The sequence below is a fragment of the Aeromonas sp. genome (assembly GCF_050633025.1).
In the GTDB taxonomy this organism is placed as follows: Bacteria; Pseudomonadota; Gammaproteobacteria; order Enterobacterales; family Aeromonadaceae; genus Aeromonas.
In genome coordinates, this window is record NZ_JBODRQ010000145.1 from 1 (window position 1) to 7,417 (window position 7,417).

Here is a 7,417-nt window from a genome sequence, read left to right on the forward strand (position 1 = left end):
CGCTTTCGCTATCGTTTGCTGATACTGACTGTCGTCACCCTCTTTCATCTTGCCTCCTAATGTAATCTCTGGCGCCCCTCCCTTGATATCAAGAGCGGTCGCTGTTTTGTCGTTTTCTCATTGCGGACAATGAGATAACTTTTGCTACATCAAGCCAAAACCAGCCGGCCTCCGGTTCACTGGCTCCCGTCCAGCGCTGGTAAAAGCGCCCCAGGCGCTCACCGCTCAGGCGGCTGCCAGCCATCACATTCACGTTGCCATAGAGGCAATAACCCGGGCCAAGCATCTCAAGTGCTGCCCTGGCCAGCAGATAAAGGGCAGCAAAGGGATTGGCCAAGCCGCTTCCGGCATCGACCCGTTCAATGAGTACAATCCAGACTCGTTGTTCCTCTGGCTCCACGCGCCAGGCCACCCTGAGCCCGCCGTGGACAAATTCGTGACCAAGAGGAATGGGCGTGCGGCACAGGGTATGACGCGCGGTCGCTACACCCTGCCTGGTAAACCAGGGGATCAGCGGATCATCACTCACATGCAGACCCTCCCGAGGGGCTGGATATTGATCTGCTGGGTCAGCTCCTGATAGGAGAGCACCGGCAGGGCGTGGTAATCCCCCTCGATGAGCTTGCGCACATAGCGGCGGATATCCATGGAGACGATGAGCACCGGTTTGTTCTGCATCTGGGCGAGATCACCGACGGTATGGCGCACCTGGTCGAGGAAGCCTTGGGTAATGGTGGGATCGAGCGCCAGATAACTGCCGGCACTGGTCTGGCGAATACCGCCACGGATCTGCTCCTCCACCTGCTGGTCGAGCAGATAGGCTGGCAGTATGTTGTTGCCGTTGGCGTACTTGTAGCAGATGTAGCGCTTGAGGCTGCTGCGGATGTATTCGGTGAGCTGCACCACATCCTTCTCTTTCTGGCCCCACTCCACCATGGCCTCCAGAATGGCCCGCATATTGCGGATGGAGATATCTTCCCCCACCAGTCGCTGCAAGATTTCGGTCATTCGCTGCAGCGGGATGATGCGCTGCGCCTCCTTGACCAGCTCGCCATAGCTCCCTTCCATCTGCTCCAGCAGGTAGCGGGTCTCCTGAATGCCGATAAAGTCCTCGGCATATTCGCGCAGCACATGGGAGAGGTGCCAGGTCATCACCTGATCGGTAGTGAGGGTGGCCAGTCGCGACTTCTCCAGCCGCTCAGCGTGTGCCTCTGATACCCACAGCGTGGGTTGCCCCGGCAACAGCGGTGCCCCCTCCTCATAGGGGATCCCCAGCAGATCGAGCTGGGAGGCATTATCCTGCACCAGGAGATGGCCCGGTCGCAGCAGACCGCGGGCAACCGGCACCTCCTGCAGCTGGATCAGGTATTCGCCCGCCCCCATCCCCTCGTTGAAACGCAGGTGAATACCCGGAAAGGGGACCCCGAGATCAAGATAGAGAGCACGACGCACCCGCACCAGCTCATCGTTGAGGGCTATCGCTTCCAGATCGGCCTGCAAGGCGGCATCCACGTCGATCAAGAGGGGCACCGTCATGGCAAACTCCTCCTTCTCCCCCAGCTTGCCCCGCGGCTTGCTGCCAGGTTTTGGCTTGCTGCGGGCGGCGGGAGCCCCGGCCCCCTGCGCCAGCACGGCAGGAAGATCCTGGCTGTTGCTGCTCTGTACCTTGCGCTGACGCACGCCGATAAAGTAGCCGCCCGCCGTGACGATGGCCGCCAAGGTAAAGAAGGTGATCATCGGGAAGCCCGGGATCAACCCGAACAGCACCAGCAACACACCGCCTATCAGTATCGCCTTGGGCTGGGCCACTACCTGGGCTCCGATATCGGAACCGAGATCGGCAGACTCCTCGGAGGAGACCCGGGTGACGATGATCCCGGCTGTGATGGCGATCAGCAGCGCTGGCACCTGGGAGACCATGCCATCCCCCACCGTCAGGATGGAGTAGAGCTGCAGCGCATCGGCGGCGGTCAATCCCCTCTGGGTCACCCCGATGGTCACGCCGCCCAGGATGTTGACGAAGATGATGATGAGGCCCGCTATGGCGTCCCCTTTCACAAACTTCATGGCACCATCCATGGAGCCGAACATCTGGCTCTCCTTCTCGATGACGCTGCGGCGCTCGCGCGCCTCGTGCACATCGATCACCCCGGCACGCATGTCGCCATCGATACTCATCTGCTTACCAGGCATGGCGTCGAGGGAGAAGCGGGCACTGACCTCCGCCACCCGCTCCGAACCCTTGGTGATGACCAGAAACTGGACGATGGTGATGATGAGGAAGATAACGATCCCCACCACCAGATTGCCCCCCACCACGAAGTTGCCGAAGGTGTAGACGATCTGTCCCGCATCGGCCTGCAGCAGGATCATCCGGGTGGTACTCACCGAGAGGGCGAGCCGGAACAAGGTGGTGATCAGCAGCACCGCCGGGAAGGCGGAAAACTGCAGCGGTGAATTGATATAGACCGCCATCATCAACAGGACCACCGAGATGGTCATGTTGATGGCGATCAGAATATCCAGGGCCAACGGCGGCAGCGGCAAGACCATCATGAAGACGATGGCAAGCAGCAGGACCGCCAGCATGATGTCCTTGCGTTCGCCTATCCGGCTCAGTAGCTCAAGGGAGGGTTGATTCATTCTGCTCTTCCAGTTCTAGGTATTGTTGATAGGCGAAACGGGCTTCATCCAGTCGCCCGGCCAACTGGCAAGCGCGGCTGCGACAGAGCCAGAGCGGGCCGTCAGCCTCCCCGTGCTGCATCAGCTGATCGACATGGGCCAGCGCAGCTTCCCCCTCGCCCTGCTTGAGCAGGGCTACCAGCAGGGTGCGTCGCCCCCCCTGATGTTCGGGGTGGATCTGCAACAGGGCGGTCAGCAGGGAGCTCGCCTTGTCAGGGTGGCCATATTGCAGTTGCAGCCAGCCGGTAAGCAGCAGTGCATCCTGCTGCTGTGACGTAAGAACCATGGTCATACCTTGTGCAGCAGATGAAGGGTCATCTGCATCAGTTGTTCATCGGCGTGCATCTGTTCAAGCAACGCGGCGGCGGCTCGCAACTCGGGGCTCTGCCCTTCTGCCATCACGCGTCGCAGTCCCTGCATCGCTTGATTGAAATCGACGGGCCGTAGCAAATCGTGAAAGCCGCGATCCGGGGTAGCAAACTCGAGCAACACCCTATCTGCCAACCGCTCCGGATAGAGGCGACTGATATGGGGTTCGATGGACTGGCCATCGGGCAGCAGGGCATAGCGCCCCGGCAGACTGAGATCCTGATCATCGAGGGAGATGGCACTAAGCTGCTCGATACCGATGTGCGCCGCAGTGATCCGGCTCATGATGCCAACACCTCTCGTTGTAACCGGGTCAGGGTGGTCAATGCCTGATGAAGCAAGGGCAGAGTAACGGCCCGCTCATCCAGGGTGACGAAGAGGACCAACTGGTCCTCTCCCAGCCAGCCGCTGCGAACCGGCAGCGCCGGGCCTTGCGCCGCGGCGGTAAACGTCATAGCGCGGCGGATCGCCTCGCCACTGTGGTGCCAGGGCACGGCGCGGGACAACCAGAGGATCAGCTGCCCCTGATGACGCTCCAGCTGCAGAGTGCCGCTCTGTTCCAGTTCAAGCTGGATCAGCGAATGAGGGTTATCCCCTATGGTGATGCCCAAATCCTGGCAAAACTGCACCAGCAGGGGTTCAATCCAGTTCATGACGACTCTCCAGACAACTCATCCTCTTCCCGCTCGATGGCGTTATCGAGCGCCCCCTGACAGCACTGCAACAGATTCTGGCGCTGCTCCTCTTCGCTGAACAGCTCCACCGGCAACAAGCGGATCAGCCGCTTGAGCTCCTGATAGAGCAGCACCTGCTGGCGACACTCCGTCAACTCCAGAGCCATACCGACCTGCTCCACATCGCGCACGCTGGCCCAGCGTTTTTCCACCAGGGCGATCAGGTCGCCCATCAGATCAGAAGGCCCGTATGCCATGGGCCGAGCCCTCCTTCACCCGTTGCCACAACTCGTCCACTTGCGCCGAAAGGGTATTGAGCAGCCGCAGCTTGTGCATGTCACTCATGGCTCGCTCCAGCTTGACAGGGTCGAGCCAGCGCTGCTGGCTGTCGAGGTCGGCGCTCAGAGCCTTCATCATGAAACCGGTCACCTTCTCCAGCGCCCCGTTGCCAAAGCGACTGTGAATGTCGCGCCAGGCGGCAGAGAGGGCACGATAGTCCTGCACCGCATCGCGATAGAGATCCCGCAGATCCTGCTCGGCGCCCACCCCCGCCTTGGCCGCTTCGGCTGCAGGGCCGGTGATGCGGGCGCCCAGCACGATGGCACTGCCCTGCTCCTCCGCCAGCTTGGCCAGCGCCTGCTCGACCAGCGCCAGGGTACCCTGCATCTCCGGTCGTCCGGTGAGGGCCTTGCGCGCTTGACATAGCGCTTCAAACTGCTCGCTCACCTCCCCCGAATAGCTCTCGAGGTAGGCCAGCAACTGGGAGAGATTGGCCAGCCGACCGCTGCCAAGGTGACTTACCATCTCCTTGATCTTCTGCTGACTCTCCAGCTCCGGCACCTTGTCGAGATACTCCCCTACCAGGGCCTCAATTTCGCTGATGCGGGCATGGCTGTCGCTCAGCTTGCGCTTGTCCAGCGACATATCCTTGCGTTCAGAGAAGACAAAGGTGAGCTCTTCGGCAGCATCGGCCAGCGACTGGGTGGCACTGGCCAGCACGACCCGCTCTCCCTGAAATTGTCCCCCTGGTAGGGGGGCCTGACGGGATGCGACCTCGGTACCGCGCAGCTCGGGCTGGGCGGCTGGGGCATAGGGGTTGCTCTGGATAATGGCCATGTAAACTCCCGTGACGAATGGATTGATGAGGATGACATTATAAAAATCGCCCCTCAGTCCCTATGCCAAAATCAGCCGTGAATTTTTAGCCCGCCCCCAACTGTTTTCTAAAAAGTCCCGACTCGCGCTGAAATCCCTGCCAGCCGCTATCCCCTATAGTGACCACCAGTTTCAATGGCGCAGATTGTTATGACCCTCTCCCTAGATCACATCCCCGACCAGCTTCGACATGCTATCGATGAGTGCCGCCTCATCCAGATCCGTGGCCGGGTCACCCAGGTAACCGGTACCCTGCTCAAGGCAGTCGTCCCCGGGGTGCGGATCGGCGAGCTGTGCCATCTGCGCAACCCCGACAACAGCCTCTCCCTGCAGGCAGAGGTCATCGGCTTTGCCCAGCATCAGGCACTGCTCACCCCCCTTGGCGAGATGTTCGGCATCTCCTCCAACACCGAGGTAAGCCCGAGCGGAGCCATGCATCAGGTGGGGGTAGGCGAGCACCTGCTTGGACAGGTGCTCGATGGCCTTGGCAACCCCTTTGGCGGTGGCCATTTGCCGGAGCCAGACGCCTGGTATCCGGTCTATCGGGATGCACCGGCCCCCATGAGCCGCAAACGCATCGCCGAGCCTATTTCACTGGGCATTCGTGCCATCGATGGCCTGCTCACCTGTGGTGAGGGGCAACGGATGGGGATCTTCGCGGCCGCAGGTGGCGGCAAGAGTACCCTGCTGGCCTCCCTTATCCGTAGCGCCGAGGTGGATGTCACCGTGCTGGCGCTGATTGGCGAGCGTGGCCGCGAGGTGCGCGAATTTATCGAAGCGGATCTGGGGGAAGAGGGGCTCAAGAAGGCGGTACTGGTAGTCGCCACCTCGGATCGCCCCGCCATGGAGCGGGCCAAGGCAGGCTTTGTCGCTACCTCCATCGCCGAATATTTCCGCGATCAGGGCAAACGGGTACTGCTGTTGATGGACTCCGTCACCCGTTTTGCCCGTGCCCAACGGGAAATTGGTCTGGCTGCCGGTGAGCCGCCAACCCGACGGGGCTATCCGCCATCGGTGTTTGCCGCCCTGCCCCGCCTGATGGAGCGGGCCGGTCAGTCGGACAAGGGCTCTATCACCGCCCTCTATACCGTGCTGGTAGAGGGGGATGACATGACAGAGCCGGTCGCTGACGAGACCCGATCTATCCTCGATGGTCACATCATACTGTCGCGCAAACTGGCGGCGGCCAACCACTATCCGGCCATCGATGTGCTACGCTCCGCCAGCCGGGTGATGAACCAGATCATCGAGCCCGAGCATCAGGCTCAGGCCGGTCGTCTGCGCAGCTGGCTGGCCAAATATGAAGAGGTGGAGCTGTTGCTGCAGATCGGCGAATACCAGAAAGGGCAGGACAAGGTGGCCGATGAGGCGATCGCCCGCATCGAGGCGATTCGTCAGTGGCTCAGACAAGGAACCCATGAACCCAGTTCACTGCGTGACGCCCTCACCACCCTGGAAGCGCTGACCCGATGATTGGCCGCCTGCAACGGATCAAAGACTTGCGGCTGGAGCGGGCCGAGCAGCAGCTCACCGCGCAGCAAGCTCGGGTACAACTGGCCCGCGTTCGCCAGCGCGAAGCTGAGCAGGCATGTATCGACTATCGCCAGTGGCGCCTTGCCGAAGAAGATCGGTTGTTCGCCATCTGTCAGGCGGAGCAACTCGATCGCAAGGGACTCAAGGCGTGGCAACAAAAAGTGGCCCTGTTGCGGGAAAAAGAGGCACAACTTGAACAGACCGCCGCCGAGCAGGCCGAGCGGGTCGCCGAAGAGCGCATCCGCTTGCAGGAACGCCAGCAGGCGGTACACCGTGCCCGCCAGCAGCAACAGAAATTTGCTGAATTACACCGTCAGGAGCTGGCCTCACAGCAAGCCCTGCGTGACTACAACGAAGAGCAGGAACAGGAAGAGTTCCGCCAGCAGATCAGGATGTAACGAGTCATGAACAAAATCCCTCCGATACAAGGCACTTTCGCTGCCCAGGGCGATCCCCGGATAGCTGAGGCCAATTCCTCGCAACAGCAGCGTTTCGAACAGGCGATGCGGCTTGAAGCGGAACAAAAGGCACTAGATAAGTACAGGGCGAGTGGCCAGAGCAAGACCCAGGAGCCTCGGCCTCTGCAGCTATTACAGACGCAGCAGCAAAAAAAACAGGCTGCCGATACGGTCCGGCAGTCTGATATTGCTGCTTCTCACAGCCAGCCAAAGCATTTACAGACACAACAGTTCATCACAAGAAAGGCATCCGGTTTATCCACCTCTGACATCTCGACGGTGGCCGAACGTGACCAGAAGGAAATCGAGAGCAAAAAATCGCAGCAAATGCGGGATGCACAAGATAACGCGCATGAGGCCGGAACCAGAGATGTGGCACTCCCCGCCCAGGAAAACGCCTGTTCAGTGCCTTCATCAATGTTGAATACACCGGCCCCTCGCCGCCTACTCGAGAGAGCAGGCGATTGGGTACCAGAGAGCGCTTTGTCAGCGATACCATCTTTGATGAAAGAGCCGTTGCCCAACCCCGAGCAAAGAGAGAGTGAC

General features: G+C 60.6%; 9 protein-coding genes and 1 pseudogene. 3 read left to right on the top strand and 7 right to left on the bottom strand.

What is annotated here, in order from left to right; all coding sequences use genetic code 11:
* Positions 1–88 precede the first annotated feature (88 nt).
* Genes ACRAUW_RS15405 through aopN form a run of 7 tightly spaced genes read right to left on the bottom strand, consistent with a single transcriptional unit; the run spans position 89 to position 4,841 of the window.
* Positions 89–529, bottom strand: a complete 441-nt coding sequence (locus ACRAUW_RS15405) for an LcrR family type III secretion system chaperone (RefSeq protein WP_431362978.1) — start codon at positions 527–529, stop codon at positions 89–91.
* Entirely contained in the window at positions 526–2,643 is a 2,118-nt protein-coding gene (ascV, locus tag ACRAUW_RS15410) for a SctV family type III secretion system export apparatus subunit AscV (RefSeq protein ID WP_431362979.1), read from the bottom strand. The genes ACRAUW_RS15405 and ascV overlap by 4 nt, the downstream gene beginning before the upstream one ends.
* Positions 2,624–2,974: a type III secretion system chaperone AscY gene (ascY, locus tag ACRAUW_RS15415; RefSeq protein WP_431362980.1), complete on the bottom strand. Its 351-nt coding sequence runs from the start codon at positions 2,972–2,974 to the stop codon at positions 2,624–2,626. The genes ascV and ascY overlap by 20 nt, the downstream gene beginning before the upstream one ends.
* Entirely contained in the window at positions 2,971–3,336 is a 366-nt protein-coding gene (ascX, locus tag ACRAUW_RS15420; RefSeq protein WP_431362981.1) for a type III secretion system protein AscX, read from the bottom strand. The genes ascY and ascX overlap by 4 nt, the downstream gene beginning before the upstream one ends.
* Positions 3,333–3,704, bottom strand: coding sequence for a SycN family type III secretion system chaperone Acr2 (gene acr2, locus ACRAUW_RS15425; protein WP_431362982.1), 372 nt, complete (start codon positions 3,702–3,704; stop codon positions 3,333–3,335). The genes ascX and acr2 overlap by 4 nt, the downstream gene beginning before the upstream one ends.
* Positions 3,701–3,982 carry a type III secretion system gatekeeper subunit Acr1 gene (acr1, locus tag ACRAUW_RS15430; protein WP_431362983.1) on the bottom strand — a complete coding sequence of 94 codons (282 nt, stop codon included), beginning with the start codon at positions 3,980–3,982 and terminating at the stop codon, positions 3,701–3,703. Before acr1 ends, acr2 begins: the two co-directional genes overlap by 4 nt.
* Positions 3,963–4,841, bottom strand: coding sequence for a SctW family type III secretion system gatekeeper subunit AopN (gene aopN / locus ACRAUW_RS15435; protein WP_431362984.1), 879 nt, complete (start codon positions 4,839–4,841; stop codon positions 3,963–3,965). Before aopN ends, acr1 begins: the two co-directional genes overlap by 20 nt.
* Positions 4,842–5,030: 189 nt before the next feature.
* Between aopN and ascN the strand changes: the two genes are divergently transcribed.
* From ascN to ACRAUW_RS15450, 3 genes and pseudogenes are all read left to right on the top strand, one after another.
* Entirely contained in the window at positions 5,031–6,353 is a 1,323-nt protein-coding gene (gene ascN / locus ACRAUW_RS15440) for a SctN family type III secretion system ATPase AscN (protein WP_431362985.1), read from the top strand.
* Entirely contained in the window at positions 6,350–6,811 is a 462-nt protein-coding gene (locus tag ACRAUW_RS15445) for a type III secretion protein (protein WP_431362986.1), read from the top strand. Before ascN ends, ACRAUW_RS15445 begins: the two co-directional genes overlap by 4 nt.
* Before the next feature lie 6 nt (positions 6,812–6,817).
* Positions 6,818–7,417: pseudogene (locus tag ACRAUW_RS15450) on the top strand (hypothetical protein); the annotation flags it as partial.

Coding starts and splice junctions, on each gene's coding strand:
- ascY (WP_431362980.1), bottom strand. CDS start 2,974: ATGACCATGGTTCTTACGTCACAGCAGCAGGATGCACTGCTGCTTACC.
- aopN (WP_431362984.1), bottom strand. CDS start 4,841: ATGGCCATTATCCAGAGCAACCCCTATGCCCCAGCCGCCCAGCCCGAG.
- ACRAUW_RS15445 (WP_431362986.1), top strand. CDS start 6,350: ATGATTGGCCGCCTGCAACGGATCAAAGACTTGCGGCTGGAGCGGGCC.
- ascN (WP_431362985.1), top strand. CDS start 5,031: ATGACCCTCTCCCTAGATCACATCCCCGACCAGCTTCGACATGCTATC.
- ascV (WP_431362979.1), bottom strand. CDS start 2,643: ATGAATCAACCCTCCCTTGAGCTACTGAGCCGGATAGGCGAACGCAAG.
- acr1 (WP_431362983.1), bottom strand. CDS start 3,982: ATGGCATACGGGCCTTCTGATCTGATGGGCGACCTGATCGCCCTGGTG.
- ascX (WP_431362981.1), bottom strand. CDS start 3,336: ATGAGCCGGATCACTGCGGCGCACATCGGTATCGAGCAGCTTAGTGCC.
- acr2 (WP_431362982.1), bottom strand. CDS start 3,704: ATGAACTGGATTGAACCCCTGCTGGTGCAGTTTTGCCAGGATTTGGGC.